23 protein-coding genes, 1 tRNA gene and 1 pseudogene are annotated in these 26,904 nt (G+C 63.0%); 13 read left to right on the forward strand and 12 right to left on the reverse strand.

The window, feature by feature from the left end; all coding sequences use genetic code 11:
* The first annotated feature begins 380 nt into the window (after nt 1–380).
* A pseudogene (locus ACWA1Q_RS10545) lies at nt 381–965 on the forward strand (recombinase family protein).
* Nucleotides 966–1,353: 388 nt separating this feature from the next.
* Here ACWA1Q_RS10545 and ACWA1Q_RS10550 read toward each other — a convergent pair.
* Nucleotides 1,354–3,051, reverse strand: coding sequence for an ABC-F family ATP-binding cassette domain-containing protein (locus ACWA1Q_RS10550; RefSeq protein WP_463757225.1), 1,698 nt, complete (start codon nt 3,049–3,051; stop codon nt 1,354–1,356).
* A gap of 403 nt (nt 3,052–3,454) precedes the next feature.
* Here ACWA1Q_RS10550 and ACWA1Q_RS10555 point away from each other — a divergent pair, with 403 nt between their 5' ends.
* Nucleotides 3,455–3,991 carry a helix-turn-helix domain-containing protein gene (locus ACWA1Q_RS10555; RefSeq protein WP_463757226.1) on the forward strand — a complete coding sequence of 179 codons (537 nt, stop codon included), beginning with the start codon at nt 3,455–3,457 and terminating at the stop codon, nt 3,989–3,991.
* A 1,693-nt stretch (nt 3,992–5,684) separates the two neighbouring features.
* On the opposite strand, the gene nrdF is transcribed toward ACWA1Q_RS10555, so the two are convergent.
* The 4 genes from nrdF to nrdH form a co-directional block, all read right to left on the reverse strand.
* Entirely contained in the window at nt 5,685–6,659 is a 975-nt protein-coding gene (nrdF, locus tag ACWA1Q_RS10560) for a class 1b ribonucleoside-diphosphate reductase subunit beta (RefSeq protein WP_463757228.1), read from the reverse strand.
* A gap of 32 nt (nt 6,660–6,691) precedes the next feature.
* Complete coding sequence (gene nrdE / locus ACWA1Q_RS10565; RefSeq protein WP_463760845.1) at nt 6,692–8,809, reverse strand: class 1b ribonucleoside-diphosphate reductase subunit alpha; 2,118 nt, start codon at nt 8,807–8,809, stop codon at nt 6,692–6,694.
* Between the two features lie 14 nt (nt 8,810–8,823).
* Nucleotides 8,824–9,225 carry a class Ib ribonucleoside-diphosphate reductase assembly flavoprotein NrdI gene (nrdI, locus tag ACWA1Q_RS10570; protein WP_463757229.1) on the reverse strand — a complete coding sequence of 134 codons (402 nt, stop codon included), beginning with the start codon at nt 9,223–9,225 and terminating at the stop codon, nt 8,824–8,826.
* A 77-nt stretch (nt 9,226–9,302) separates the two neighbouring features.
* The gene (gene nrdH / locus ACWA1Q_RS10575) at nt 9,303–9,536 is read right to left on the reverse strand and encodes a glutaredoxin-like protein NrdH (RefSeq protein WP_463757231.1); all 234 of its coding nucleotides are present in this window, start codon (nt 9,534–9,536) and stop codon (nt 9,303–9,305) included.
* A 379-nt stretch (nt 9,537–9,915) separates the two neighbouring features.
* On the opposite strand from nrdH, the gene ACWA1Q_RS10580 reads away from it, so the two are divergent.
* On the forward strand, nt 9,916–11,124 hold the full coding sequence (locus ACWA1Q_RS10580; RefSeq protein ID WP_463757233.1) for an MFS transporter: 1,209 nt from the start codon (nt 9,916–9,918) through the stop codon (nt 11,122–11,124).
* A gap of 28 nt (nt 11,125–11,152) precedes the next feature.
* Here ACWA1Q_RS10580 and ACWA1Q_RS10585 read toward each other — a convergent pair whose 3' ends face one another.
* On the reverse strand, nt 11,153–11,719 hold the full coding sequence (locus tag ACWA1Q_RS10585) for an NADPH-dependent FMN reductase (RefSeq protein WP_463757234.1): 567 nt from the start codon (nt 11,717–11,719) through the stop codon (nt 11,153–11,155).
* A gap of 300 nt (nt 11,720–12,019) precedes the next feature.
* Between ACWA1Q_RS10585 and ACWA1Q_RS10590 the strand changes: the two genes are divergently transcribed.
* The 4 genes from ACWA1Q_RS10590 to ACWA1Q_RS10605 all read left to right on the forward strand — a co-directional run bounded on the left by ACWA1Q_RS10590 (nt 12,020) and on the right by ACWA1Q_RS10605 (nt 16,039).
* On the forward strand, nt 12,020–13,018 hold the full coding sequence (locus ACWA1Q_RS10590) for a DUF4349 domain-containing protein (protein WP_463757236.1): 999 nt from the start codon (nt 12,020–12,022) through the stop codon (nt 13,016–13,018).
* Nucleotides 13,019–13,048: 30 nt separating this feature from the next.
* Entirely contained in the window at nt 13,049–14,314 is a 1,266-nt protein-coding gene (locus ACWA1Q_RS10595) for a DUF445 domain-containing protein (protein ID WP_463757237.1), read from the forward strand.
* 80 nt (nt 14,315–14,394) lie between these two features.
* Nucleotides 14,395–15,582 (forward strand): glycosyltransferase family 4 protein, encoded by a 1,188-nt coding sequence (locus ACWA1Q_RS10600; RefSeq protein WP_463757239.1) that lies wholly within the window; start codon nt 14,395–14,397, stop codon nt 15,580–15,582.
* 31 nt (nt 15,583–15,613) lie between these two features.
* Nucleotides 15,614–16,039, forward strand: coding sequence for a DUF1801 domain-containing protein (locus ACWA1Q_RS10605; protein WP_463757240.1), 426 nt, complete (start codon nt 15,614–15,616; stop codon nt 16,037–16,039).
* 139 nt (nt 16,040–16,178) lie between these two features.
* On the opposite strand, the gene ACWA1Q_RS10610 is transcribed toward ACWA1Q_RS10605, so the two are convergent.
* Nucleotides 16,179–16,610 carry a hypothetical protein gene (locus tag ACWA1Q_RS10610; protein ID WP_463757241.1) on the reverse strand — a complete coding sequence of 144 codons (432 nt, stop codon included), beginning with the start codon at nt 16,608–16,610 and terminating at the stop codon, nt 16,179–16,181.
* Between the two features lie 248 nt (nt 16,611–16,858).
* On the opposite strand from ACWA1Q_RS10610, the gene ACWA1Q_RS10615 reads away from it, so the two are divergent.
* The 4 genes from ACWA1Q_RS10615 to ACWA1Q_RS10630 all read left to right on the forward strand — a co-directional run bounded on the left by ACWA1Q_RS10615 (nt 16,859) and on the right by ACWA1Q_RS10630 (nt 22,226).
* Complete coding sequence (locus ACWA1Q_RS10615) at nt 16,859–18,556, forward strand: glycosyltransferase family 2 protein (RefSeq protein WP_463757243.1); 1,698 nt, start codon at nt 16,859–16,861, stop codon at nt 18,554–18,556.
* A complete protein-coding gene (locus tag ACWA1Q_RS10620) occupies nt 18,553–19,284 on the forward strand; it encodes an efflux RND transporter periplasmic adaptor subunit (protein WP_463757244.1) in 732 nt (243 codons plus the stop codon). Before ACWA1Q_RS10615 ends, ACWA1Q_RS10620 begins: the two co-directional genes overlap by 4 nt.
* A gap of 145 nt (nt 19,285–19,429) precedes the next feature.
* Nucleotides 19,430–21,322, forward strand: coding sequence for a glycosyl hydrolase (locus tag ACWA1Q_RS10625; protein ID WP_463757246.1), 1,893 nt, complete (start codon nt 19,430–19,432; stop codon nt 21,320–21,322).
* Nucleotides 21,323–21,365: 43 nt separating this feature from the next.
* Nucleotides 21,366–22,226, forward strand: coding sequence for an Fpg/Nei family DNA glycosylase (locus tag ACWA1Q_RS10630; RefSeq protein WP_463757248.1), 861 nt, complete (start codon nt 21,366–21,368; stop codon nt 22,224–22,226).
* Nucleotides 22,227–22,261: 35 nt separating this feature from the next.
* On the opposite strand, the gene ppk2 is transcribed toward ACWA1Q_RS10630, so the two are convergent.
* From ppk2 to galU, 5 genes are all read right to left on the reverse strand, one after another.
* Complete coding sequence (ppk2, locus tag ACWA1Q_RS10635) at nt 22,262–23,095, reverse strand: polyphosphate kinase 2 (protein WP_463757249.1); 834 nt, start codon at nt 23,093–23,095, stop codon at nt 22,262–22,264.
* Nucleotides 23,096–23,173: 78 nt separating this feature from the next.
* A tRNA-Ala gene (locus tag ACWA1Q_RS10640) sits at nt 23,174–23,246 on the reverse strand.
* A 43-nt stretch (nt 23,247–23,289) separates the two neighbouring features.
* Nucleotides 23,290–24,222 (reverse strand): large exoprotein, encoded by a 933-nt coding sequence (locus ACWA1Q_RS10645; RefSeq protein ID WP_463757251.1) that lies wholly within the window; start codon nt 24,220–24,222, stop codon nt 23,290–23,292.
* Nucleotides 24,223–24,298: 76 nt separating this feature from the next.
* Nucleotides 24,299–24,964: a GNAT family N-acetyltransferase gene (locus tag ACWA1Q_RS10650; protein WP_463757252.1), complete on the reverse strand. Its 666-nt coding sequence runs from the start codon at nt 24,962–24,964 to the stop codon at nt 24,299–24,301.
* A 24-nt stretch (nt 24,965–24,988) separates the two neighbouring features.
* On the reverse strand, nt 24,989–25,882 hold the full coding sequence (galU, locus tag ACWA1Q_RS10655; protein ID WP_463757255.1) for a UTP--glucose-1-phosphate uridylyltransferase GalU: 894 nt from the start codon (nt 25,880–25,882) through the stop codon (nt 24,989–24,991).
* Between the two features lie 91 nt (nt 25,883–25,973).
* On the opposite strand from galU, the gene ACWA1Q_RS10660 reads away from it, so the two are divergent.
* Nucleotides 25,974–26,558 carry a 5-formyltetrahydrofolate cyclo-ligase gene (locus ACWA1Q_RS10660; protein WP_463757256.1) on the forward strand — a complete coding sequence of 195 codons (585 nt, stop codon included), beginning with the start codon at nt 25,974–25,976 and terminating at the stop codon, nt 26,556–26,558.
* A 44-nt stretch (nt 26,559–26,602) separates the two neighbouring features.
* A complete protein-coding gene (locus ACWA1Q_RS10665) occupies nt 26,603–26,887 on the forward strand; it encodes an FmdB family zinc ribbon protein (RefSeq protein WP_463757258.1) in 285 nt (94 codons plus the stop codon).
* Nucleotides 26,888–26,904: the final 17 nt, after the last annotated feature.

Below are 26,904 nucleotides of genomic sequence, written 5' to 3' on the forward strand. Positions count from 1 at the left end.
CGTGAAATGATCGAAACGTGCCGTACTCAGTTGGGGAACTTGTCGAGTACATTGCCGAGCCAGTCTTTGACCTGATCATTCAGCCTGGCGATGTTGGTCGGGTGACTCTAGTAGAGGACGGATGGGTTCATGCGCTCTGGCCGCGAAGCGGCGAGCACAGCGTGCCGATCAGAAACGTTCGACCAGTGGCGCCTCGTTAGAGCGTCCAAGCTCCGAAGTGTACGGCGAGCCAGATGGTGGCATACCCCCCCCAGCCCTGAATGTGCGCAAGCGGCGTGCCGCCTCTCTATTGAAAACGTCGTTCAGCAGCGAGTCCGCAATACGGACGTTCAACGCGTCGGTCCTTGACCCTGACGGGCTGAGATATCAGTCTGCGCGTCATGACCGAATTACTGATTGGCTACGCACGCGTATCCACTAATGAACAAGATTTGACCGCCCAAACAAACGCCCTAGAACGCCTCGGTGTGAGGCCGGCATTGATTTACACCGACCACGGCCTCACCGGCACCAACCGTGCCCGCCCCGGTTTACGAGAAGCCTTGGCAGCGTGCCGCAGCGGCGACACACTGGTCGTCGCCAAACTCGATCGGCTTGCCCGCTCCCTCCGCGATGCGAAGGACATCATCGATGAGCTCACGGCTAAAGATGTCAAGCTCAGCATCGGTGGATCCGTCCATGACCCGAACGACCCCGTCGGCCGCCTGCTTTTCAACGTTCTAGCCATGGTCGCCGAGTTCGAATCGGACCTCATACGCGCGCGAACACGGGAAGGAATGCAGATTGCGAAGGCGAAAGGACGGCTGCGTGGAAACCAGCCCAAACTCTCCAACACGTAGCAGAAGCACCTCATGGAGGTGCACAACGCTGGCACCCATTCGACCGCAGAAATAGCTGAGCTCTTCAACGTCGCAAGGTCAACGGTCTACCGAACGATTGAACGACAACTGCGATCAGAACACTGACGTTCCACGCCCACCAGCTAACGCGGTCGAAAAGCGCGCAACGACCGCGTCAGCTGGAAACCCTCAACGGGACGTAGAGGCGTCTCTGAAAGCGAATGGCTCACCATGACAGCGCGCGTTCCCTGCCTGGGCGGTGCCACTACGCGAGGGGCGGTAAGGCGTCGCCGCGCAGGGCGCGGCGGGCCGCTCGTTCGACCGCGTTGACCAGGTCTGCCAGTCCTGGGTCCTCGATCGGGAAGTGGCCGCACTCGCGCAACATGACCATTTCTGCCGGAGCGGCGATCCGATTCAGCCATCGCGTGCTGACTTCTACCGGCGTCCAGGCGTCCTTCGCCGGATGAGCCAGTTACTGGGATCCGCATCTCCTCTGGTGAAACGTGGCGGTAGGTCATGAGCGACGCGAGGAATCCAAGCGGCACTTTCGCCCCTCCCATACCAACACCTCGCTCTCCGTTATCGCGCCTAGACGTAGCGCCGGCCAGTCGTCGACGTCGCGGAGGAGTTGGCGATCGTGGGTGGAAAGCACCACGGCTGCCTGGGTCGCGCTGAGTGCGTCGGTGAGTTCGTCAACGAGCGCGATCGACAGATGGTTGGTGGGCTCATCGAGCAACAGCACGTGTGGTTTCGTCGCGAGTACCAGGGCGAGGTCGAGGCGGCGTTGCTGTCCCATCGACAGCTCACCGATGCGCTTGCTCGATTCTCGAGCGCGCAGGATACCGAGCTGAGAGAGGCCAACCGCTTCCGACGCGGGGAGTTTCCCGGCCGCCACGAGCGCGTCGACGTGGGCGGCGTAGACCTCGCTCGCTCGTCGTTGTAAAGGTAAGTCCGTCTCCTGTCGGAGGAATCCGAGGCGAGCGGTCTGCGGCACCCGAATCGAACCGGTATCGGGTTGCAGTTCGCCCGCAATCACGCCCAGCAGGGTCGACTTGCCAACACCATTCGCACCGGTTACCACCAGGCGACCGCGGTGCGAGAGCGAGAACGTTACAGGGCTGGCCAACCGGCCCTCCACGCTGATGTGCTCCGCGCTTAGAAGCACTGCGCCGGTCCTGGTCGGCAAGTCAGGGAAACGGAATTGCAGTGGCGGTTCCGGCACGATCACCGCGTGCGCTTCAAGCTGTTCCTGTCGACGATGGACACTCTGCACGAGACCACCCGCGTGGGTGGCACGACCGTGCTTGTTGGTGCCCTTCTCCGGCCGCCAACCCGAGACGAGACGGTTCTGCGCCGAGCTGAGGCTGTCCTGGAGACGAGAATGCTCGGCTTGTTGCCGCTCGTACTCCTGTTCCCACCGTTCGCGCTCGGCCTGCCGACCCTCGCGATACCCGGCGTACCCGCTGCCGTATACCCGGGCGCGATTGTCGAGCGTCGGGTCGAGGTCGACGATGGTCTCCGCGACGTCCGAGAGCAGCGCGCGATCGTGCGTGACGACGACCACACCGCCAGCACGTGCCCGTAACTGCGCGCTCAAGAACTCAAGCCCGGATCGGTCGAGGTGGTTCGTTGGCTCGTCGAGCAACAGGAAATCGCCATCCGCGCCGAGCAGGCATGCTAGGCGCACTCGATACCGCTGCCCCACGGAGAGGTCACCGAGCAACCGGGCAGGGTCGGTCTCTGCGTCGAGCGCTTCGAGCGCGATCTTCACCCGTCGCTCGGCGTCCCACGCGTCGAGAAGTTCGGCATGCTCCAACGCGGCGGCATAACGTTCAGCAGCGCCAGCCGTGCCAATTGACAGCGCACGTGCCGCGTCATCGAGAGATGCCAGCGCCGCGAGTGGCTCGGCTATCGCTTTCGCAACTTCCTGCCCTACGGTGCGATCGTCGCTTGCTGCCATCTCCTGTTCAGCGATGCCCAGTGTCCCGATGCGTTGCACAGTGCCGGCGTCGGGAGCCAGTGCGCCGTCGAGCACGTGGAGAAGGGTCGATTTCCCACGCCCGTTCTCTCCAACGATCGCGACGCGCGATGTGGGCGCCACTGTGAGGTCGACGTGGTTGAGAACACGGGCGGCTCCGCGCATCACGGAGATATCGGAAGCGATGAGCTGGGCGCGCTGGCGCGCCGGTAGATGATTGGTGGGGGTGAGCATTCGAATCCTTCGGAACGACGCGCCAGAGGAACCCGCGAGGGCAGGACGGCGCGCAAATGACGGCGACCCACGAGGGGTCGAAAACGAGCGGCCGCCGCAGGCTCGGATAACTCAACGAGCGCGGTGGGCCTTACTCAGCCGTCACAAGAAATACAAATGCACCCCTCCATCATACGGTGCCGCAAAGTCCGCCTGAAACTCCCACAGCGGAACCTGTCGGACTCTCATCGGGAACCCTCTACGGGACGGAACCCCGAGCGGTCGACCTTCACTCGATGTGGCGCCTGCCATTCAATAGCGCGTGCTGCGAGTATTGGGTGGCGGCCTTCTGGCGGTCGTGTGGCGGCCCATTGGCGTCGTCGTGGCGTGGTGCTGGCACACGGTCGGAGCAAACATGGGTTCTATGAACAAGACACGAATTATCGAGCTTCGACAAGCGCAGGGGTGGACCCAAGAACGACTCGCGACCGAGAGCGGTATCGGACTCCGAACGGTCCAACCCCTCGAAGCGGGAGAGGACGCGAGCCTTGAAACGTTGTCGCTCGTCGCGGAAGCCTTGCGCGTCTCCGTCCGAGACCTCTTCACCGCTATCGACGATGCCGGACTCAGCAGCCGCGTCGACTCGCTCGAGGACCGCACCCATCAACAGCAGGTCGCCCGCGACCGGATCACCGGCGCCTGGCGATGGCTCTACATCGGCATCGGCGTCGTTCTCACCCTGCTCAGCTTCACCTTCGCACAGGGACTGGTCCTGTTCCTGGGCTACTGGATCGGCGGCACGATGATCTTGCTCGCAATGCGCAGGCTCTACCTGGAACCCCATCTCGATGAGAAGTATCCACTCGCACGCGAGAAACCGTCTCGCCGCGCGCGTCGACAGATGCAGGACGCGGCACAGCAATCATCGGAGGATCGGCAGGCCTCTGAAGTAGAGCAATAATCGACCCCACTGTGAACGGAACATCTACCGGACCGATTGGCGGAACACCCAGCGGGGCGAGTCCAGGTAGGCCGGTGAGCGGCAGCATTGTCGAGGTAGCGCAAGAGCCGTCAGCTGTCCCCCCACCCGTAGCGTTCCCAGGCCTCACCGCGCGCGTCCCCAGTGAGAAACTCGACCCGTAATACGGCAGGTGCTCTGTCGAACCAGTCATCCGCGGGTTCCGGATCGGTTTCCAACTGCCAGGCAGGGACCGGCCAGTTGTCCAAATCGATTCCTTCCGCCTCAGACGAAGTAAACTCCCCGTCATCCACTCGCTCGTCGGGAGTGTCCGGCTGGAGCCACTCCATGTAATAGACGACGTCGTAGGGGTCCGAGAATCGCCGCCACCACAGCGCTCCGGCTATCTGATCCGCCCTTTGTCCCACCCGAAAGGATAGATACCCGACCGGTCTTCCGTCGTGCAGAAGGCGTCCGATCGTATTCTCGAACGTTGCGAGACTCGACGGGTAAGAGTGGTCGTCTTGATAGACGGGGTTCCATGGCACGATCTCTACCTTTCGGAATGCTGCGCGGCTTCTTTCACCAATGGTCAAGCTACTCGATGGTTGCGGGAGCGCTCTCGACCATGCCACGGCATGGAAGGCGTCGGCCAATATTCAGCGATGCTCACTTGCAGCGTGTTCAGAACCGGACCGCTAGCCGGACCTTCAGCGGACACTCCCCCACGATTCCGGTGCCCAGCGCACCCGCCCGCGCGAGATTCGCACTGACGCACCTTTTGCGGACGCCGCACGTTGGCCAGCGGCATCGTAAAGAAGCAGGGCTCGAAGACCGCTTGGGGGAAGCGTCGCTCTGGCTACCCGCTTGGTCATGAGAAAGTCAGACGTCGACCGAGTAGTTCAACTCCAGATCATCGGCAGGCACTCCCCTGATTACCCAACTCACGCGAGGAGTCTCCGTGATCGTGATCGTGATCTCGATGTCGTTCTTCGAGAAACCAAGAGCAGCGACATGGGCCTTCAGCGGACGACGGAGGTTCTTTCTCGTTTCTCTCGAGCGCCTTTCCTCGAGACGAGTTGACGAAGGTGGACGATCTCGTCCCCTCAGGGCATCTAACCCCGAAACTTGCCGACACAGGAGGCTCGAGCTCCTCTACGAGCACAAGGAAGCCCAAGCGCTAGATTGACGAACCGCCAACGTCCCGCGGCCAAAGCTCTGCGCCCAGCCCTCGCTCGAGTCGAGCGATTGTCGCCAGGTCTGGCCACACCTGCCCGTCTAGAATCGCAAGCAATGTCACGTGGCTCAGACCCGAAGCTGCTGCCACCGAACGGACGCTTCTCGAACCGATTCCAGCGCGGAGGTTCTGCGCGAATAGCCGAGCAATCTCACCGATTGGGTCATCGCTCTTCCCCTCTGGCCACGACTTGGTCAACTCTTTCGGGGACGCTCGGGACGTCCTACCCATCAGCTTGCCGTTCGCACACTCGCCGAACGCTGGTCGATAGGTTGCCCGAGACTTGCGCGACTAACTCCGCGAAACCGCTTCCAACTTCGACAAACAAGACCTTGGCTCAACTTCCGTGAATGGCTCAACTTTCGTGGCTTTAGCTCAACTAATTCGAGGCTTGGCTCATGTTTCGTGACGTCTCACAGTAAATCGGAATTGCAAACCTCGCTCGGAACCTACACCTGGTTAGAAGTCCCAGTCCTCGTCTTCGGTGACAACAGCCTTACCGATGACGTACGACGAACCCGACCCGGAGAAGAAGTCGTGGTTCTCGTCAGCGTTCGGTGAGAGAGCCGACAGGATCGCCGGGTTCACATCGGTGACCGTCTTCGGGAACATCGGCTCGTAGCCGAGGTTCATGAGGGCCTTGTTGGCGTTGTAGTGCAGGAACTTCTTGACGTCCTCGGTCAGACCGACGGTGTCGTAGAGGTCCTGGGTGTACTGCACCTCGTTGTCGTAGAGCTCGAACAGCAGGTTGAACGTGTAGTCCTTGAGCTCCTGGCGGCGCTCCTCGGTCTCGTTCTCGAGGCCCTTCTGGAACTTGTATCCGATGTAGTAACCGTGGACAGCCTCGTCGCGAATGATGAGGCGGATCATGTCGGCCGTGTTGGTGAGCTTCGCCCGGCTCGACCAGTACATCGGAAGGTAGAACCCGGAGTAGAACAGGAACGATTCGAGCAACGTCGACGCGATCTTGCGCTTCATCGGGTCGTCACCGATGTAATAACCCATGACGATCGCGGCCTTCTTCTGAAGGTTCTCGTTCTCGATCGACCAGCGGAATGCCTCGTCGATCTCCTTCGTGGAGCACAGCGTCGAGAAAATCGAGGAGTAGCTCTTCGCGTGCACCGACTCCATGAAGGCGATGTTCGTGTACACCGCTTCTTCGTGTGGGGTGATGGCATCCGGGATCAGCGACACGGCACCGACGGTGCCCTGCAGAGTGTCGAGAAGCGTGAGCCCCGTGAACACCCGCATGGTGAGCTGCTGCTCCTCAGGCGTCAGTGTGTTCCACGACTGAATGTCGTTCGACAGCGGAACCTTCTCGGGCAACCAGAAGTTGTTGACGAGGCGGTTCCACACCTCGACGTCCTTCTCGTCCTCGATCTTGTTCCAGTTGATCGCCTGGACCTGGTCGACCAGCTTGAGCTTCTCAATCATTTGCGTTCCTTAGGTTTTCGAAGAGACCGAGATCAGAGCATGCAGCTGACGCAGCCGTCAACCTCGGTACCCTCGAGCGCGAGCTGGCGCAGACGAATGTAGTAGATCGTCTTGATGCCCTTGCGCCATGCGTAGATCTGGGCCTTGTTGATGTCGCGTGTGCTGGCGGTGTCCTTGAAGAACAGCGTCAGCGAGAGGCCCTGGTCGACGTGCTGCGTCGCAGCAGCGTAGGTGTCGATGATCTTTTCAGCACCGATCTCGTACGCGTCCTGGTAGTAGTCCAGGTTGTCGTTCGTCATGAACGGTGCCGGGTAGTAGACGCGGCCGAGCTTGCCTTCCTTGCGGATCTCGATCTTCGACGCGATCGGGTGAATCGATGACGTCGAGTTGTTGATGTACGAGATCGAGCCGGTTGGAGGAACGGCCTGGAGGTTCTGGTTGTAGATCCCGTGCTCCATGACGGATGCCTTCAGCGCGGCCCAGTCGGCCTGCGTCGGAATCGAAACGGCTGACTTCTCGAACAGCTCAGCGACGCGGGCCGTTGCCGGCTCCCACACCTGGTCGGTGTACTTGTCGAAGAACGTGCCGGACGCGTAGGTCGACTTCTCGAAACCGTCAAACGCGATGCCGCGCTCGATTGCGATCCGGTTGGAGGCGCGGAGCGCGTGGAACAGCACGGTGTAGAAGTAAATGTTCGTGAAGTCGATGCCCTCTTCGGAGCCGTAGTAAACCCGCTCACGGGCGAGGTAACCGTGGAGGTTCATCTGGCCGAGGCCGATGGCGTGCGACTTGTCGTTACCGTCTTCGATTGACCGAACGGATTCGATGTGGCTCTGGTCGGACACCGAGCTGAGGCCACGGATCGCGGTTTCGACGGTGCGGCCGAAGTCCGGTGAGTCCATCGACAGCGCGATGTTCATCGAGCCGAGGTTGCAGGAGATGTCCTTGCCGATGACGTCGTACGACAGGTCGGCGTTGTAGGTCGTCGGGGTGTTGACCTGGAGAATCTCGGAGCAGAGGTTCGACATGTTGATGCGCCCCTCGATCGGGTTCGCCTTGTTGACGGTGTCTTCGAACATGATGTACGGGTAACCGGACTCGAACTGGATCTCGGCGAGCGTCTGGAAGAAGTCGCGGGCCTTGATCTTCGTCTTCTTGATCCGCGCATCGTCGACCATCTCGTGGTACTTCTCGGTGACGGAGATGTCGCCGAACGGAACGCCGTAGACCTTTTCGACGTCGTACGGCGAGAAGAGGTACATGTCCTCGCCCTTCTTGGCGAGTTCGAACGTGATGTCGGGGACGACGACGCCGAGAGACAGCGTCTTGATCCGGATCTTCTCGTCGGCGTTCTCACGCTTGGTGTCGAGGAACCGCATGATGTCGGGGTGGTGCGCCTGCAGGTACACCGCGCCGGCGCCCTGACGGGCACCAAGCTGGTTGGCGTAGCTGAAAGAGTCTTCGAGGAGCTTCATCACGGGGATGATTCCGCTGGACTGGTTCTCGATCTGCTTGATCGGGGCACCGGCTTCGCGAATGTTCGAGAGCAGGAGGGCTACGCCGCCGCCACGCTTCGACAACTGCAGCGAGGAGTTGATCCCGCGTGAGATGGACTCCATGTTGTCTTCGATGCGGAGCAGGAAGCACGACACGAGCTCACCACGCTGGGCCTTGCCCGAGTTGAGGAAGGTCGGCGTCGCGGGCTGGAAGCGCCCGGCGATGATCTCCTCGACAAGCGCGACAGCGAGCTTCTCATCGCCCTGGGCGAGACCGAGGGCGGTCATCACCACGCGGTCTTCGAAACGCTCGAGGTAACGTTTGCCGTCGAATGTCTTGAGCGTGTATGACGTGTAGTACTTGAACGCGCCGAGGAAGGTCTGGAACCGGAACTTCTTGGAGTAGGCGAGGTCGTTGAGCTTCGTGATGAACTCGAACGAGTACGCGTCGAGAACGGCCTTCTCGTAGTACTCCTTCTCGACCAGGTAGTCGAGGCGCTCACGCAGCGAGTGGAAGAAGACGGTGTTCTGGTTGACGTGCTGCAGGAAGAACTCCCGCGCCGCCTCCTGGTCCTTCTCGAACTGGATCTCACCGTTCGGGCCGTACAGGTTAAGCATCGCGTTGAGCGAGTGGTAGTCCATACCGGTGTCCATGGGCACCTCAGTCACTACTGTTCCAGCCAAAATGATTCCAATCCCTCGTGGACGACTCGAACGTCGTCCGGTGTTCCGAATACTTCAAAGCGATACAGGTTCGGCACCTGGCACTTCGCGGAGATGATGTCTCCGGCCAGCCCATATGCCGATCCAAAGTTTGTGTTCCCAGCGGCGATCACACCTCGCAGCAGTTTCCGGTTGCGCTCATCATTGAGGAACCGGATCACCTGCTTGGGCACCGCGCCCTTGCCGTCTCCCCCGCCGTAGGTGGGAGTGACGAGCACGTACGGCTCGTCGACCGTGAGCGCAGGGTCCTTCGAGTGAAGAGGGATCCGTGCCGCCGGCACATCGAGCTTGTCGATGAAGCGACGGGTGTTCCCCGAAATGCTGGAAAAGTACACCAGCTTCGTCATGGGTCCACCCCTCACTGCAACGTCCTCAACCGAGGAGATCGAACCTCGGTTCAACGGTGGTTGAGCTTGTCGAAACCTCAGGAAAGCCGCGACGCCAACTCGTTGATCTTGTCCGGACGGAATCCGGACCAGTGGTCTTCATCGGTGATGACCACGGGGGCCTGGAGGTAACCGAGCGCCTTGACCGCTTCGAGAGCGTTCTCGTCAGCTGAGAGGTCGAGAACTTCGTACTCGATGCCCTTGTTGTCGAGCGCACGATAGGTCGCGGTGCACTGAACGCACGAAGGCTTGGTGTAGACCGTGATTGTCATCGAACTGGGGCCCTTCTTCTGTATTTCCACAAGTTGGTGAGCGGCACTGACTTGCCGGTGGTCCAATACTACATATAGTTGGTCGACTTGGGGCGAACCCCAACCAGTAGTAGTTACACGTCTGTAGTTATCAACAACCAATTCCACCGTTTTGTTCCGTTTTCCACCGTTTGTCCACCCTTTTATCCACAGAGGCCTGAAGGACGAAAAGTGCGGATTGGCACAGGTTCGCGGCCCTCCCGGGCGGCTTCTCCACAGATAGAACGCTACGCCGCACGTCCGACATTAATTTTCGGCGGGACGACACTTGCCCGGCGTGTCGCGAACCGGCCGATCGGGTGTTCATCCGGGCCCCATCGCATCCGTAGAATTGTGACCCATGAGCGGATATTCGAGCCTGTTGAAAACGTCAGGCGTCGCTCGAATCATTGCCGCCCAGCTCGTCGCCCGGTTCCCCTTCGGGATGCTGTCGCTTGCGTTCCTTCTGCACGTCGAGCAGGTCACGGGCTCCTATGGCGCCGCGGGACTCGTGCTCGCAGCGGCGAGTGTCGGGCAGGCCGCCGCAGGCCCCCTCACCAGCCGGTGGATGGGCGTCTGGGGCATGCGTCCCGTCCTCATCCTCACGCTCGTGGTGTGCGCGGTGACGGTCACCACCGTTGCGATCGTGCCCATGACGGTTCCCGGCTATATGGCGTTCGCTCTCGTCGCCGGGCTTGCAACTCCCCCGGTCCAGCCAGCGGTGCGCACGATCTATCCAAAAATGGTGAACTCCAAGCAGCTCACCCCTCTGTTCTCGCTGGATGCTTCGGCGCAGGAGATCATCTGGGTTCTCGGCCCGGTGATCACCACGTTCATTTCGACGCAGGTCGGCACTGACTGGGGAATCCTCACCGCCGTCGTGATTATGGTCTTCGGCGGTCTATGGTTCATCGCCTCGCCCGAGGTGAGCCGGGTCCGTATCCCCAGGAGCAAACGCAAGATCGGGGTGGTTCTGAAACGCCCTCCCGTACTCCTCGCGACCGTCGTGGGCTTCCTCCTGATCGGTGCGTGCGCCGCCCTCGAGGCCGGCGTCGTGGCGACGTTCGGCCACGACGGACTCGACGCAGGAATCGTCCTGGGCATCTTCTCTCTCGGCAGCCTGGCCGGGGGGCTCACGTTCGGGCACATCCCCATCGGTCCATGGGCGCTCGCCCGGCGCATGTTCATCGTGTTCGCCGGCATCACGATCTCTATGTTCTTCTCCAGCGCCGTCATGCTGTCGATCACGCTTTTCGTTGCCGGAATCGGGATCGCGCCTGCCCTCACCGTGCTGTTCGCGATGGTGTCGGCGAGTGTGAAGTTCAGCGACACCGCTGAGGCGTACGGCTGGGTCGGAACCGGCCAGCTCATCGGTGCCGCTTTGGGCTCAGCCGTCGCCGGGCTGCTCATCGATCAGAACGGAGCGGTCGGTGCGTTCTGGGCCGCCGCAGCCCTGGCCTTCGTCGGATTCCTCGTTCCGCTCCTCGGCAAGCGCTGGCACCCCGACCTTCGGGGGCGGGACGCCAGCCCGATCCCCGACACAGAACCGATCCAGGTTCCCCGCGGCTAACGGAGAACCTGGACCGATCAATCGTCAGCTAACTCGCGACGAGAGTTGCCTCGCGTACCGAGCGCAACGCCGGAGCGAGCGCACGGAGTTCGTCGAGCAAACCGTCGAGCCGGGTGGTCTGGTCGCCGCTCGGTAGGAAGAACCCGTCGTCGACCTGTTGGGACACACGGGAGATATCAAGGTGTGTGCTCGCCGCGACGAGGCCAAGGTCAGACAGCACAGGGCGCAGGGCGGCAACGCCGAAGGCGCCACCTCCCTTTCCTCCGTAGCTCACGAGTCCGACGGGCTTGCGGCTCCACTCGTGGAACAGGAAGTCGAGGGCGTTCTTGAGAGCAGGAGCGAAGCTCGAGTTGATTTCTGGGGAGACGAAGAGGAAGGCATCCGCATTCTGCACGCGCTCGCTCCACGCCGCGGTGTGCCTGCGCCCGTACTGGCCGGTTCTCGGCAGCCGGTGTTCATCGACGGGGGGAAGGTTGAGCTCGGCGAGGTCGACAAAATCGATGTCGAATCCGCCGCGTGCGGTGACGTGTTCGTGTACCCAGAGAGCGACGGACAGTCCGAGACGACCTGGACGGACACTGCCGATGATAACCATGAGCCTGACAGGAGTTTCGGGTCCCCGGTCAGTAGAGCTTGTAAACATAGATGAATTTCTCCAGCAAAGGCGAATACTGGGGGCAGCAGTCCTCGCGGGAATTTTCAGGACAATGACGCAACATTTCAGGTGGGGCAACCCGGAATGCGTGATCTCTAGGATCCTCCGTTTGGGGGACCGTGCAAGTCCCCCAAGGGAGGGGGCATGTGACAAATCGTCACATTTCACCTCCGCGAATCGTGACCGTACCGAAAGCTACGACCTCTCGGCCCGGCGAGAACCTCCTCCTAGAGTGATGCCATGAACCCCTCACCGATCGGAAAAAGCGGCCGCCGTGCCGCTCCTGTGACGGCCCTGCTTCTCGTTCTCGCTCTGCTCACCGGATGCTCAGCCGGCATGTCGGGCAGCGACTCCTCCGAAGGAGGAGGCGTTCAGGCGCCACAGGTCGAAGGATCGGAAGACCTCGGTGGTGATGAGACCGGCCGTCAGGTCGTGAGCTCAGCGTCCATTTCACTCTCCTCATCGGATCCCGTCGCGGTCGCTGATGACGCCGTCAATGTCGTGCTCGAGGTCGGTGGTCACGTCGACAGCCGCACCGATTCTCCCGCCGAGGAGTCCCGCAACGGCTCAGCCCAGCTTGTCCTCCGGGTGCCGTCGGACTCTCTCGATGCGACCCTCATCGAGTTGAAGACGCTGGGGAACCTCCTCCGGTCCTCTCTGAATGAGACGGATGTCACCACACAAGCCGCCGACCTCGACGCACGAATCAAGGCACTCCAGACGAGCGTCAACCGCCTGCTCACCATGATGTCCCAGGCGACGACCACCGCTGACCTCATCGACCTCGAGGCGGCGCTGTCAGAACGCCAGACGGAACTCGACGGACTGACCGCTCAGCGAGATTCGCTCAGGGATCGCGTCGATCTCGCGACCGTCGAGATGTACATCACGATGCCCGGCGAGGTAGCAGGGGCCGCTCCCGGAGATTTCTGGGGTGGCGTCGTCGTCGGCTTCACCTCGCTGATGGCCTTTCTCGGCGGGTTCCTTGTCGTCCTCGGTATCGTGCTTCCGTGGTTCGTGCCGCTCGCCCTTCTCGCGGTCCTCATCGTCTGGCTCGTGCGGCGCAAGCGCCCCGCCGGCGCCGCCCGCCCGCCAGGTCCCTCCGGTTACCCGCATGAGGCCCTCCCGCCACGCCCACCGCTCCCGACCGAGGCCGGGGCAGCGCCGGCGAACCCGCCTGCCGCTCCGGCGGACGCCGAAGCCGAAGGCGCGGTTGCGGCTGATCGCAAGCCCGTCTGACTCACCGAACCCTCGACATACGATGGGCGAATGACGTTACTGATCGACAGCCCGCTCGACGCCGAACGCCGGGTGGCCCTCGTCCGGATGAAGCGGACGGCGACCGGCCTGCTCGCGGTGATGGCCGTCATCTTCTTTGTTTCCTTCGCGCTTCAGGACGATATCCCGTGGCTGGCGTGGGTGCGCGCGGCGAGCGAAGGCGGGATGGTCGGTGCGATCGCCGACTGGTTCGCGGTGACCGCACTGTTCCGGCATCCGCTCGGCCTGAAAATTCCGCACACCGCGATCATTCCCCGGCGAAAGAACGAAATCGGCGCGAGCCTCGGCGAATTCGTCGAATCCAATTTCCTCTCGACCGCCGTCGTGCGGGAGAAGCTTGAATCCGTCGCCATCGGGCGCACGGTCGGCGCCTGGCTTGCGCGGCCCGAAAACGCGACCAGGCTCTCCGATGACGCGGCAGCGGCCGCACGCAGCACGCTCGAACTCCTCGACGACAACGACGTGCAGGACGTGGTCGAGCAACTCGCCCGAACCCACATCATCGATCCCAGCTGGAGCGAGCATCTCGGGGCCTGGGGTGAGCGCCTCGTCGCGGATGGCGGACACCAGAACGCCGTCAACCTCCTTCTCGACGGGCTCGAGGAGTGGCTCACGACCAACCCCGCGGCGTTCTCGCGCCTCGTATCCGCGCGCCTCCCCGGCTGGCTGCCCTCGTTCGTCGATCGCCTCGTCGACGAACGCATCTACCGCGAAGCCGTCGATTTTGTGCACCGGATGCGCACGGACGACCAGCACACCGCCCGCGTTGCGCTGGACCGCTACCTCTCGGAGCTGACACACAAACTGCAGGACGACCCGGAGACCATTGCCGCGTTCGAACGGGTCAAGAGCGAAATGTTCGACAGCCCGCGCGTGCGCGACCTCGCCAGCCGAGCCTGGAACACGACCAGGGAGGCGCTCATCGTCTCGCTCGAGGACCCGGAGAGCGGCCTTCGGCGTCAGATCACCGCCACGCTCATGGACATCGGCGAGCGCCTCGGCCGCGACGACCGGCTCACGGACAAGGTCGACGACTGGGTGACGGATGCCGCGGTGGCGCTTGTCGACAAGCACCGTCACGAGATCGCCGGGGTGATCACCGAGACCATCGAACGGTGGGACCCGAGGGAAACGAGCGACAAGATCGAACTGCAGGTGGGCAAGGACCTGCAGTTCATCCGCATCAACGGAACCGTCGTCGGGGCTCTCGCCGGGCTCGTGATCTTCACCATCGCGACCACCGTCTTCGGCGGCTAACCCAGAACTGTTACCCAACGGTCAACTTCTCGACGCTCTCCCGTCCACAGGGGTAGGCCTCCGCCAGTGAAGCTGGGCCCATGAGAATCGCACTGGTTGCCGAGTCTTTCCTGCCGCACATGAACGGCGTCACCCACTCCCTCCTCCGAATCCTCGATCACCTCGCCGATCGCGGCGACGACGTTCTCGTGATCGCACCGAGGGCATCCGCCACCCCGTCCGAACTCCACGGATATCCTGTGGCCTCGCTGCCGGCCTTCGGCCTGCCCTCATACCCGAACGTGCGCCTTGCGACGGGTAGCGTGGCGAAGCTGACACACCTGTTGGCCGCTTTTCGTCCCGACGTCGTGCACCTCGCCTCACCGTTCGTGCTGGGCTGGCGGGCGTTGCGGGCGTCGGAGCGTCTCGGGTTGCCTACCGTTGCCGTGTACCAGACCGATGTGCCCGCGTACGCGGCGCGCTACGGGTATCCCTTGGCTGAACCACTCCTCTGGGATCACGTTCGGCGGATCCACCAGCGTTCGACCCTCACACTCGCGCCTTCTCGCTACGCACTCGACCAACTCGACAGCCACGACATCGACCGGGTTCGGCTGTGGGTCCGCGGCGTCGATTCCCTGCGTTTCTCTCCCGCTAACCGCGACGAGGACTGGCGGCAGCGTGTTGCGCCCTCAGGCGAGCGGATCCTCGGTTACGTCGGCAGGCTTGCCGCCGAGAAACAGGTCGAAGATCTCGAAGCGCTCGCGGGCATCCCGAACACACGAGTCGTCATCGTCGGGGACGGGCCGGAGCGGGAGCGGCTGGAGCGCTTGCTTCCCGACGCCCTGTTTCTCGGATTCCTCTCCGGCACCGAACTCGCGACGGTTGTCGCCTGCTTCGACGTCTTCATTCACCCCGGTGAGTCAGAAACGTTCTGCCAGACCATTCAGGAAGCGATGGCGAGCGGTGTCCCTGTCGTTGCAACCGGCCGCGGCGGACCACTGGACCTCGTCGACTCCAGCAGGACCGGCTGGCTGTATCGCCCCGGGGATCTGGACGAGTTGCGCAGCCGAGTCACCGATCTCGCTGGCGATGAGACGAAACGCAGGGCATTCGCGACGGCTGCCAGGGCGAGCGTCGAGCCGCGAACGTGGAGCAGCGTGTGTGGTGCTCTCATCGGCCACTATTCCGAAGCGGTGGAGCTGAATGCGGGGCGGCCCGCCTGGGGCTGGCCCACCGGCCGCACACGGCCCGCCGGACGACCGCAGGAGTTCTCCGGCCGGCGTTGAGTCGCCACAGCCGCGGTGCCATCATGGGCACATGGCTGAGCAGAAGAACGTCCAGACGACATCCGATCCGGGCGCGTTCCTCGCATCGATCGAGGACGAGAAGCGGCGAACGGATGCCGAGCGCTTACGCACGCTCATGGCTGAGGTCACCGGAGAACAGGCGGTGATGTGGGGGCCGAGCATGATCGGGTTCGGTTCGTTTCACTACCGCTACGCCAGCGGACACGAGGGCGACACGATGAAGGTCGGTTTTGCGCCGCGAAAGAGTTCACTGACCCTCTATGGCCTCCAGGGCCACCCGTCCAGTGAGGAGCTGCTCGCGCGCCTCGGTCCACACTCCCTCGGCAAGGGCTGCGTCTACATCAAGAAGCTGGAGAGCGTTGACGAGAACGTTCTGCGCGAACTCATCGCCCACGCGCACTCGAACGCCGAGGGCTCACTCGACGCGACCCCATGAGGCCCGAAGACGACGAGCCTCCCGGCGACCCGGTCTGCTGGCTCAATCTCGTCTGCGACACCTGTGGTGCGCTTCGTGAGGGCCTGGCGGATTCGTGCTGGCGGTGCGGCACGCCGCTGGCCCCGCCGACCTGACGGCTTCAGGACACGCGGTTTCCCTGGGCGTCGATGAACTCGAGGTCCGGCATCCGCCTCGCGATGATCTGTAGTGCCGCGTACCCGTCGGGAGTCGTCTGCGGCCAGGTCCAGCGACGCACCTGCGGAGCGGTGGGCACGACCGCCTCGAACAGGTCGACCTCGACGCCCTTCCTCAGGTGTTTCTGCGGAACGACGACGCTGACGACCCGCCCCTGCTCGTGCAGGGTGACGAACTGCATGCGGGATCCGGTCTGGTCGTCACGAACGATGAACTCGCGCGATCCCGGGTCGTCCGGCGGGATCTCGGTCGTGTCGAACCGCGCTGACCCTTCAGCTGAGAACGCACCTTTGAGTCGGCGTCCGAAGAGCGCGATCACCACGACGAGCATCGCGATGAGTGCGATGCCCCAAATCCAGCTGCCACCTTCGAACATGGTCTCCTCCGCGTCGGATACCAGTTTAGTGAACGTCGCCGTCTCCCGAACGACACGAACTATTCACCTGCCCGAAATCGTGAGGGGTTGTCACGTTAGGGGCACTCTTCTTAGGTTGAGACCAGTGCGGGGCTCACCGGCTCCGTTCCGCCCAGTGCCAACGATGTCGCGCCGATTCCTCGACCGTTACACCGGCGATCCGCTGTTTCGGACGAGGCCATGTCAGTTCTCACCCGAATCGAGCCCGCATGACGTCCCTGGAATCCCGATCCCGCCTGTCCTCATCTGTCATCACCGAACCTGCCCTCCCCTCGCGCTCCGCAGGAGCCAGTAGACCCCAATCACCCTCGCTGATCCTCCTCGTCGTCGTGGCAACCGTCGGAATCCTCGCCTACGCGGCCTTCCTGCTGAATCCTGAGAGCCGGGGCGACTGGCTGCCGTACGTCATGGTGATCGCGGCGGAATCGATCCTGATCGCCCAGGCTTTCCTCTCGATGTGGACGATCCTGTCGGCGGCCCACGACCCACGTGATTTTGCGTTCCATCAGGCACACGGTTCGCTGTTTCGTTCACGGGACATCATGCGCGATGGATACGCCGATTCGCCGGAACGTTGGGCGGTTCACCTGGGCAACTCCCCTGTCTCGATCGATGTGTTCATCACGACGTACGGTGAAGACCTTGACACCATCCGGCGCACCGTGACGGCGGCGCTGGCGATGACCGGATCCCATGTGACCTGGGTCCTTGATGATGGCAAGTCCGACGACGTGAAGGCTCTTGCCGCCGAGCTGGGAGCACGATATGTGCGCCGGCTCGGGAACTCAGGCGCGAAGGCGGGGAACGTCAACCATGCGGTCGCGCTCTCGAACGGGGAGTTTTTCGCAATCTTCGACGCTGACTTCGCGCCGCAGCCCGAGTTCCTCGTCGAAACGATCCCGTTCTTCGCAGACGAACACGTCGCTTTCGTGCAGACCCCGCAGAGCTACGGCAACCTGCACAACGTTATTTCGCGCGGAGCCGCCTACATGCAGTCCGTGTTCTACCGGTTCATCCAGCCGGGACGCAACAGGTTCAACGCTGCCTTCTGCGTCGGCACCAACGTGGTGTTCCGGCGTAGCGCTGTCGACGACATCGGCGGACTGTACACCGACTCCAAGTCGGAGGATGTGTGGACCTCCCTCATGCTGCACGAACGCGGCTGGAGAACGGTGTACATCCCGCTCGTTCTGGCTGTCGGTGACGCTCCGGACACCATCGAGGCATACACGAAGCAACAATTGCGCTGGGCAACGGGCGGTTTTGAAATTCTCCTCCGACACAATCTGTTCAGCCGCAAGAGCAAACTCAGCCTTGATCAGAGGCTGCAGTACCTCGTCACCGGGTCGTTCTACCTCACCGGGATCTCTCCCCTGCTTCTCCTGCTGGTTCCGCCGCTCGAGATCTACTTCGATCTGAGACCCGTGCACCTTTCGACCACCGTGCTGACCTGGCTCCTGTTCTATGCAGGCTTTTATCTGATGCAGATCGTCCTCGCTTTTTACACGATGGGCTCCTTCCGGTGGGAGACCCTCATGCTCGCAACGGCCTCGTTCCCCATCTACGTGACGGCGCTGTTCAACGTCCTGCTCGACCGGGAGCAGACGTGGACGGCAACCGGCGACAGGAATCGTGCAGGTTCGGCGTTCAACGTCATGATTCCGCAGGTCCTGTTCTTCACCTTTCTCCTGCTCACCTCGATCGTCGCCATCTGGCGTGATGTCGGCCACGGGATGCTCACGCTCGCGACAGCATGGAATGTCACGAACACGGTGATCCTCGGCAGCTTCGTTGCCACGGCACTCCGCGAAGGTAAACGCTCAGCCACCGCGATACTCCCCACCATGCAACCGGCGACTCGACCGCAGGTTACGACGTCGGCCACGCCGGCAGGAGTTGGATCATGACCTGGCGGAGCAGGCTCAAACTGCTCGTCGGCCTCCTCAGCGTGTTCGCTCTGGTCACGGTCCTGACCCTCGTTTTCACCCAGCGCCAATCCCAGGTCGCAAGTGACTCCGCATCGGTCCAGGCCGAGCGGTTCCCGGTGGGCATGGACTACGGAGGCACCGTCGTCGAGCGCACGGTGAACAACGGCGATCGGGTCAGGGAAGGCGACACACTCTTCGTCATCCTGAGTACGACGTTGCAGGCCGACCTTGCCGAAGGGCTGCTCAAACCCGAGACCATCGCCTATGCGGTGACGTCAGACGGAACCATCACGCTGACGGCATCGGTCGCGGGAACGGTCCACGACATCGCGACGGAGCGGGGATCGTTCGTGCAGGCCGGGCAGGTTCTCGCGACGATCGATCGCGCGGGCTCGCTGTTCGTCGCCGCGGAATACGAGCTCACCAGCGGTGACTACGCACGAATCGAGGACGGCGCCGACGTCGAAATCGTTCTCCCCGACAACCAGCGCATCGCCGGCCGCGTGTCGTCCATCACCGTCACGACAAACGACGGAAAGGCGACGACATCCGTCACCGTGACGAGTAACTCGCTCGTCGACGGCGGCCACCACGGTCTCATGGCGCGCGGAACACCGGTAAGCGCGATGCTCCAGCTGCGGAACGACGGCATCTTCGCCGGGCTGAGCGACAACCTGTTCGATTTCCTCCGAAAGATCGGGGTCTGACATGCCATCACACACGCTTCGCAAGACTCTCGTTGGGATGGCAGTCATCAGCCTCCTCGCCGGATGCGCCTGGTCGGCACAACCAGCCACCTCCCCTTCAACGGCAGCACGAGGGGGCGGGGAACCCATCTTTCCGGAAGAAGCGGTGGCTCCACTGGTCGATGTACTCCCCCAGCGCACCGTGACTCCTCTTCCCCCTGCACGACTGGCGGACGGACTCGTTCCCCCCACGAACCGCTGGTTCTCGGGGCTGGTGTTCGGAGAGCCGTCGATGCCTGTCTTCCCGCTTCCGCTGTCCTTCCAGCTCGTCGACGGCGGAATGGCGTTCGGCGTTCCCCAGGTATCGACATCGCCAGCGGTGATCATGGGTGGTTTCTTCGCCGCGATTCGTGCCGACGTCGGTGCGGATGAGCACATCGTGGTCGCCTATGACACGGCAACCGTCACAATCGCGCACAGCGACAACGGCGCCGAGGTCGGCCGCACCGTGGTGGCGCAGGGCTCACCGTTCGTGTCGTTCACAGCGACGAGCGACACCGCGGTGACTCTGTCGAACGAGTTCACGCCCGGCTCGTCGGATTCGGTTGCGACCGCTGTGGTGGCCGGGGACGAATACGGGCTGGTGTCCGGCGGAACGCTGGGGGCCGACGGAACAACCCTCTCCCTCTCGGGTGGTGACACTGTGACCTGGTTCGCGGTGCCGGAGGACGGGACGCTCGACGACCTTGCCGCTGCCGCGCGGCATCCGGTGATCGAGACCTCCGTCGAATACCGAGTGGGTGCGACAACAGCGACCACAGCGATCACCTACCGGACCAGCAGCGACTCCGGGACCCTCGTGGCTGTCATGCCACACCAGGAACCGGCGGGTATCGATTGCGCGCTGGGAACGTACCCGAGTATCTACGGGGATCTCCGTCTCTGCCGCACACCGACCCTGACCTGGGATGTACCGCTTCTCGAGCCTTCCGGCTCGGTCGAGCTGTCCGGTCTGGCCGCTGGCGAACGAACCGACCTTCTCGCTTCGCTCGGCGCCGACGTCGCTGCAACCACTCCGTTCCCCACTGACACGTATTTCGGGGGTAAGGCGCTGTACCGGGCGGCAAACCTCCTGAGTGTTGCGCGTCAGCTGGATGCCGCGGACGCCGTCACCGTTCTCGAGGAACGGCTCACTGCGGAACTCGGCCAGTGGATGGATCCTGCCGGTTGTGAGAGACGTTCGTCACGGTGTTTCGTATACGACCCAGCGGCCCGCGGGATCGTCGGTCTGGAGCCCTCGTTCGGTTCCGACGAGTTCAACGACCATCATTTCCACTACGGCTACTTTCTCTATGCCGCCGGAGTGGTGGCCGCGGACAACGCGGAACTCGCCGCTGACTGGGCGCCCGTGATGAACCTCCTCGCCGCAGACCTCGCAACGAGCGGACGGAGTAAGTGGTTCCCCGAACGCCGCGTCTTCGACGCGTACGCGGGGCACTCCTGGGCCAGCGGGACGTCTCCTTTCGCCGACGGGAACAACCAGGAATCCAGCTCCGAGGCCGTCACGGCCTGGAACGGTCTTGCTCTGTGGGCTGCGGCCAGCGACCAGCCCACGCTCCACCAGGAAGCGGTATGGATGCTGTCGACCGAGGCAGCATCCGCGCGAGCGTACTGGACGGACTTCCCGCTGGACGCGGCGATCTACGACGGTTTCGACCACACCGTCACTTCTCTCGTGTGGGGAGGCAAACGCGACTACGCGACCTGGTTCTCCGCGGAACCCAGCGCGATGCTGGGGATTCTCGTTCTGCCGATGAGCCCCGTCGCCGGTTACCTGGCGGGCGACCCGGAGCGAATCGAGGCCAACGTCGCCGAGGCAGCACCGGACGGCTTCGACGTACTCTTCGGGGACTACCTGCTGATGTACTCCGCCCTCGCAGGACCGGATGCCGCGACGAGCGCTCTCGGGGCGGTCGCAGCGCTGCCGGAGGAGCGGATCGACGATGGCAACAGCAGGACGTACCTTCTCGCGTGGCTGTACTCGAGGCAGACCGGCTGACAACCGCTGGACGGATGTCAGCGGTCTGTCCCAGACTGGGACGGTGCCAGAACTGCCAGAGGTCCACGCGCTCGTCGACGACCTGCGTTCGCGCCTGACCGGGCGCACGATAGACCGGTTCGACCTGATCTCTTTCGCCGCGCTCAAGACGTTCGATCCGCCCGTCAGCGCCCTCAACGGCGCGCCGGTCGGGGCCGTCGGCCGACACGGCAAGTTCCTCGACCTGACAATCGGTGACCTGCACCTCATCGTCCACCTTGCTCGAGCCGGCTGGCTGCGCTGGCGCCCCGATCCGCCCGCTGCGATGAGCAAGCCGGGCCGCACAGCGCTGGCGGCGCGACTGGTGCTCGACGACGGCTCAGGCTTCGACATCACCGAAGCGGGCACGAAGAAGAGCCTCGCGGTTTACGTGGTTCGCGACCCTCTCGAGGTGCCCGGGATCGCCAGGCTTGGCCCGGACCCCCTCTCCCCCGGCTTCACCTTCGATGTCTTCGCCGGGATTCTGGCAGCGGCCGGGCGCTCGCAGATCAAGGGTGTTCTCCGCAACCAGTCCCTCATCGCGGGAATCGGCAACGCCTACTCCGATGAGATCCTCCACACGGCCCGGATGTCACCCTTCAAGCCGGCGTCGATGACCACGGATGAGGCAGAGCGTCTGTTCCACGCGATGCGCGCCACGCTCCTCGACGCGATCGAACGCGCAGACGGCGTCGCGGCATCCGACTTGAAGAAAGAGAAGAAGATCGCGATGCAGGTGCACGGTCGCACCGGACAAGCCTGCCCCGTCTGCGGAGACATGGTGCGGCAGGTGATCTACAGCGACTCGACATTCCAGTATTGCGCGACGTGCCAGACCGGAGGCAAACCGCTCGCCGATCGTGTGCTGTCGCGGCTGCTCAAGTGAACGGTTGCGAAGAAGGTCGCGCGAGGCGACGATGGTCACGCCTTCGCTGACAACGCTTTCGTCACGTCGGGCACGAAACGCTGGTCGTCCCGATTGGGCCGCGCGGTCTCCGTCGCGTCTGGTCGATCCGGGATTTTCACCGTCGGTGGTTCGCTCGCCTCGTACGGCACCTGCGAGAGAAGGTGGGCGATGGTGTTCAGCCGCGCTGACCGCTTGTCGTCGCTCTCGATGGTCCACCACGGCGCATCCGGCGTATCCGTCGCCTCGAACATGCTGTCCTTGGCCCGGGAGTAGTCCTCCCACCGCGTGATCGACGCAAGGTCGGTGTCAGAGAGCTTCCACCGGCGCATGGGGTCTTTCAGCCGGGACCGGAAGCGCGACTGTTGCTCGGAATCGGAGACCGAGAACCAGTACTTGAGAAGAATGATGCCGTCCTCGACGAGGAGCCGCTCGAAGGTCGGGACCTGCGCGACGAACCTGTCGTACTCTTCGGGAGTGCAGTAGCCCATCACGCGCTCGACTCCAGCACGGTTGTACCAGGACCTGTCCATGAGGACGATCTCACCCGCTGTCGGCAGGTGCTCGATGTAACGCTGGAAGTACCACTGGCCGCGTTCACGCTCGCTCGGAGTCGGAAGGGCGACGACTCGAGCCGTTCGCGGGTTGAGGTATTGAACGATTCGCTTGATTGCGCCGCCCTTGCCCGCGGCGTCCCGGCCTTCGAAGACGACGAGTACGCGTGCACCGCTCGCTGAGATCCACCGCTGCATCGTCACCAGCTCGATCTGCAGCCGCGCAAGTTCAGCTTCATACAGACCTTTGTCGAGCCGTTTGTGCTTCTTGTTCTTCTTCTTTTTTGAAGCGGACATCGTGTGCCCTTCCAAACTCGGAGCCGGACAGTGCGTCTGGCGGTGGTGGCACGGGGAAATCGAAACAGCTGTTCAGGGTGGACCTAAGGAGATTCGAACTCCTGACCTCCTCGATGCGAACGAGGCGCGCTACCAACTGCGCCATAGGCCCTGATGTCGTCAAGATTATCACGCGATCGGCCGCGTGGAATTCACTAACTCGCGACGCGGCGGCGCTGGAGAATCGCAGAAATGTCTGTCGGTGCAAGCTCGGATTCGTCGACGATTCCCATGCCAGCGAACCTGCTCGGCGACCCGGACGAGGTGGAGGCCGGCTGTTCGACGGGCTTTGCGATGATCGTTGGGACGGCAGGAGCGCTCTCGGCCGCGCGGGCAGCCATCACCTGGGCGAGCGCGGCTCGGCGAAGGGCATCGTGGGCGTCCGCCTGAGCGATTGCTTCTGCTGCGATTGAGCCCTGTGACAGGTGAAGCGGTTTGGGGAGCGGCGTTGGCGTCCAGGTGGCAGCGGCTGGAGCGCTTGCCTCCATCTCGACGGGCTCGAACACCGCCGCATTCCGGACGGCGGGAAGCTGGACCGTGATACCGGTGCTTCGCGCGCCCACTTTCGCCATCCGGACGATCAGGCCCAGTGCGATGGCTGCGGTCGCACCACCTGCGCTGAGAAGAAGTACGGAGCCCCCCGTGGCGAAAGTCCAGCCGCCGGCTGCTGCAACTGCCAGAGACAGAACGAGGACGCCTGTCGTTGCCAGCCGCGCTCGGCGACGCGCACGTGCGATCCGAACCCGGGGTTCTGCCCGCAGGCTTGCGATGGCCGCAGCTGCGCTCGCTCGTGCAGCCTCCGCTGACACGGTCGCCTCGAGCCGTGCCCGCTCGGTGGCTTCCGCCTCGAGCCGCTTGAGAATTTTCTGCTGCTCGGCGACGTCGCGCGCTGTCGCTTCCACCCTGATTTCCTGGGGCGCTTCAGCCGTCTGAGCGAGAATCCGGAGGGTCTGCTGCAACCGGATCGCATTACGTTCCGTCGCTACGTACTCGCTCCGCCGCATCCAGGTCGGCAACAGGTAGACGATCCAGAGCACCGCGGCAACAGCAAAGACCATTCCGCCACTCAGGAGTCCGCCACCAGTCATGGCTCTAAACTACGAGCGCGTCGGCACTTCGGCTCTCATTGCGCTGGGTGTGTCACCCGAAAGTTGAGGTTGAAGGTTAAAACAGCGGCGGTCGCGGCACCAGCGGAGACTGCGCGGCGACCCGGTCGACGGCGGGAACCTCAGCCGCATCCGAAGGAACCTTCCCACTCTTCCATCGGTTCAGCACTCCTTCGGGAACTTCCTCCCGCACGAGAGCGAAACAGAAATGATCGCGCCAGTCGCCATTGATATGGATGTACCGCCGGCGGAAACCTTCGTATCGGAAGCCCAGCTTCTCGACGACGCGCAGGCTCGGCCGGTTTTCGGGACGAATGCAGATCTCCATCCGGTGCAGTCCCAATTCGGTGAAACAGTAGTCGGTCGCAAGAGCGACTGAGGTCGGTGTGACCGAACGACCGGCGAACCGTTCCGAGACCCAATAGCCGAGGGTCGCTGATGACAGGGACCCGTAGGTGATACCGGAGACGTTGAGCTGCCCGGCCAGTTCTCCGTCATATTCCATGACGAGCGGCAGCCCTCCGCCGGCGCGGGCGTTCTGAAGCAGCGAACGGATGCTCGACCGCATGTCGAAAGAGCGCGGAGCGTATGGGCTGGTCGCCTCCCACGGTCGGAGCCACGATCGGTTGCTCAGAAGCTCGTGCTCCATGGCCTTCGCATCGCGGATTCGGACCGGACGGACGGTGATAGGACCGTCGATCAGCACGGGAACGGGTTGGGCCACCGCGGTTCTCCTTCGGGCAGCGAGCTAGTCGAGGTTCGCGGCGAAGTCCTTGAGCCAGGGCTTGAGCTCGACTCCGAGGTCTTCACGGTCCGATGCGAGCTGCACGATGGCTTTGATGTAGTCGAGGCGATCGCCCGTGTCGTAACGACGCCCCCGGAAGATCACTCCATACACTCCCCCGGCGATGGACTCGTCGGCCGCAAGTTCCTGCAGCGCGTCAGTCAACTGGATTTCGCCGCCCTTACCCGGTGCCGTGCGGTCGAGGATGTCGAAGACCTCGGGAGTCAGCACGTACCGGCCGATGATGGCGAGGTTCGACGGGGCATCCTCGGGAGCGGGCTTTTCGACCAGGCCGGTCACCCGGACGACGTCAGGGTTGTCGGTCGGCTCGACCGCGGCGCAACCATACATCTGGATGGTGGATGCAGGGACCTCCATGAGGGCGATGATGGTCGCCTGGCGCTTCTCCTGTTCGGCGATCATCGTCGTGAGCAACGGGTCACGAGCGTCGATGAGGTCATCGCCGAGGAGAACTGCAAACGGCTCGTTCCCGATGTGGCGGCGTGCACGCGAGACAGCGTGACCGAGGCCGCGGGGGTCTCCCTGCCGGAGGAAGTGAATGTCGGCCAACTCACTCGACTCGACGACGCGGTCGAGGCGCTTCGTGTCTCCCTTTGCCTCGAGCGCGAGTTCGAGTTCTACAACACTGTCGAAGTGGTTCGCGAGCGCGTTCTTGTTGCGCCCGATGATCATCAGCACATCGTTGAGTCCAGCGCTGACTGCTTCCTCGACCACGTACTGGATCGCGGGCTTGTCGACAACCGGAAGCATCTCCTTCGGCATTGCTTTCGTGGCCGGGAGGAACCGGGTTCCGAGGCCTGCGGCGGGGATGACAACTTTGCGAACTGATGACGACATGGCTCAATCGTAGTGGGCAGCGATTTTCACCGGGACAGGCTTGCAGTGAACGGATGCCGTCTGGTTTGCATCCGCTCGGTAGAATGGGTCTATGCCCACCCCAGCGGATCATGAAAAGCGCGCTTTGCGTGCCGAACTCCGCGAACGGCGACAGCATCTCACCGCGAATGAGCGGGAGCACGCCACCATCGGCCTGACGAACAACCTCGTCGCTCTCGTCACGGGGCTCGACGCCCGGAGCGTGTCCTGCTATCTCTCCGCACCTAACGAGCCGGACACCCGTCCCTTCCTCAACTGGGCGCTCGCGAACGACGTCCGGGTCCTCTTCCCCGTGACCCGCGAAGACGGGCTCCTCGACTGGACCGTCGGAAGCCCGGAAGGCGATGCTGAACAACAGGGCATGTTCGGGATGCCGGAGCCCGTCGGCGAGGCCCTCGGACCGATCGCGATCAATGACGTCGACCTCATATTGGTTCCCGCCGCTGCCATCAGCCCGGATGGGACGCGACTGGGCTGGGGCCGCGGATACTACGACAAGACGCTCGGTTCGATGGAGAAGTGCCCGCCGGTCTACGCCGTCGTCTACGACCACGAGGTTCTCGACGCGATTCCGCGTGAGCTTCACGACCAGCCGGTCAACGGCGTCGTCACACCATCACGCATCTTCGACTTTTAGCACTCCAGACCCGGCACACTGCCGCAATCAGCCAGGAAACCACCATGCCTACGTATTCGTACAAATGCACCGTCTGCGACGTCGCATTTGACATCCAGCAGTCCTTCACCGACTCGTCACTCACCGAGTGCCCGACGTGTGACGGAAAACTGCGCAAGCTCTTCAGCGCCGTCGGCGTGACATTCAACGGCTCCGGTTTCTACCGCAACGACTCACGGAAATCCGAGAAGACGCCCGCCAAGAAGACCGAGAAGACGGTATCGTCGCCTTCAGCCGCTGGTAGTTCCGGCGGATCTTCGGCAGGTGCTTCAGCCGCCACATCCTCGTAACAGATCGGCAGGACATC

The organism is Mycetocola sp. TRD_SC_2 (assembly GCF_055361225.1).

Bases quoted from the DNA above. Each gene is read 5' to 3' on its own strand.
- ACWA1Q_RS10550 (WP_463757225.1), bottom strand. From the start codon at position 3,051: ATGCTCACCCCCACCAATCATCTACCGGCGCGCCAGCGCGCCCAGCTC.
- ACWA1Q_RS10555 (WP_463757226.1), top strand. From the start codon at position 3,455: ATGAACAAGACACGAATTATCGAGCTTCGACAAGCGCAGGGGTGGACC.
- nrdF (WP_463757228.1), bottom strand. From the start codon at position 6,659: ATGATTGAGAAGCTCAAGCTGGTCGACCAGGTCCAGGCGATCAACTGG.
- nrdE (WP_463760845.1), bottom strand. From the start codon at position 8,809: ATGGACACCGGTATGGACTACCACTCGCTCAACGCGATGCTTAACCTG.
- nrdI (WP_463757229.1), bottom strand. From the start codon at position 9,225: ATGACGAAGCTGGTGTACTTTTCCAGCATTTCGGGGAACACCCGTCGC.
- nrdH (WP_463757231.1), bottom strand. From the start codon at position 9,536: ATGACAATCACGGTCTACACCAAGCCTTCGTGCGTTCAGTGCACCGCG.
- ACWA1Q_RS10580 (WP_463757233.1), top strand. From the start codon at position 9,916: ATGAGCGGATATTCGAGCCTGTTGAAAACGTCAGGCGTCGCTCGAATC.
- ACWA1Q_RS10585 (WP_463757234.1), bottom strand. From the start codon at position 11,719: ATGGTTATCATCGGCAGTGTCCGTCCAGGTCGTCTCGGACTGTCCGTC.
- ACWA1Q_RS10590 (WP_463757236.1), top strand. From the start codon at position 12,020: ATGAACCCCTCACCGATCGGAAAAAGCGGCCGCCGTGCCGCTCCTGTG.
- ACWA1Q_RS10595 (WP_463757237.1), top strand. From the start codon at position 13,049: ATGACGTTACTGATCGACAGCCCGCTCGACGCCGAACGCCGGGTGGCC.
- ACWA1Q_RS10600 (WP_463757239.1), top strand. From the start codon at position 14,395: ATGAGAATCGCACTGGTTGCCGAGTCTTTCCTGCCGCACATGAACGGC.
- ACWA1Q_RS10605 (WP_463757240.1), top strand. From the start codon at position 15,614: ATGGCTGAGCAGAAGAACGTCCAGACGACATCCGATCCGGGCGCGTTC.
- ACWA1Q_RS10610 (WP_463757241.1), bottom strand. From the start codon at position 16,610: ATGTTCGAAGGTGGCAGCTGGATTTGGGGCATCGCACTCATCGCGATG.
- ACWA1Q_RS10615 (WP_463757243.1), top strand. From the start codon at position 16,859: ATGACGTCCCTGGAATCCCGATCCCGCCTGTCCTCATCTGTCATCACC.
- ACWA1Q_RS10620 (WP_463757244.1), top strand. From the start codon at position 18,553: ATGACCTGGCGGAGCAGGCTCAAACTGCTCGTCGGCCTCCTCAGCGTG.
- ppk2 (WP_463757249.1), bottom strand. From the start codon at position 23,095: ATGTCCGCTTCAAAAAAGAAGAAGAACAAGAAGCACAAACGGCTCGAC.
- ACWA1Q_RS10645 (WP_463757251.1), bottom strand. From the start codon at position 24,222: ATGACTGGTGGCGGACTCCTGAGTGGCGGAATGGTCTTTGCTGTTGCC.
- galU (WP_463757255.1), bottom strand. From the start codon at position 25,882: ATGTCGTCATCAGTTCGCAAAGTTGTCATCCCCGCCGCAGGCCTCGGA.
- ACWA1Q_RS10660 (WP_463757256.1), top strand. From the start codon at position 25,974: ATGCCCACCCCAGCGGATCATGAAAAGCGCGCTTTGCGTGCCGAACTC.
- ACWA1Q_RS10665 (WP_463757258.1), top strand. From the start codon at position 26,603: ATGCCTACGTATTCGTACAAATGCACCGTCTGCGACGTCGCATTTGAC.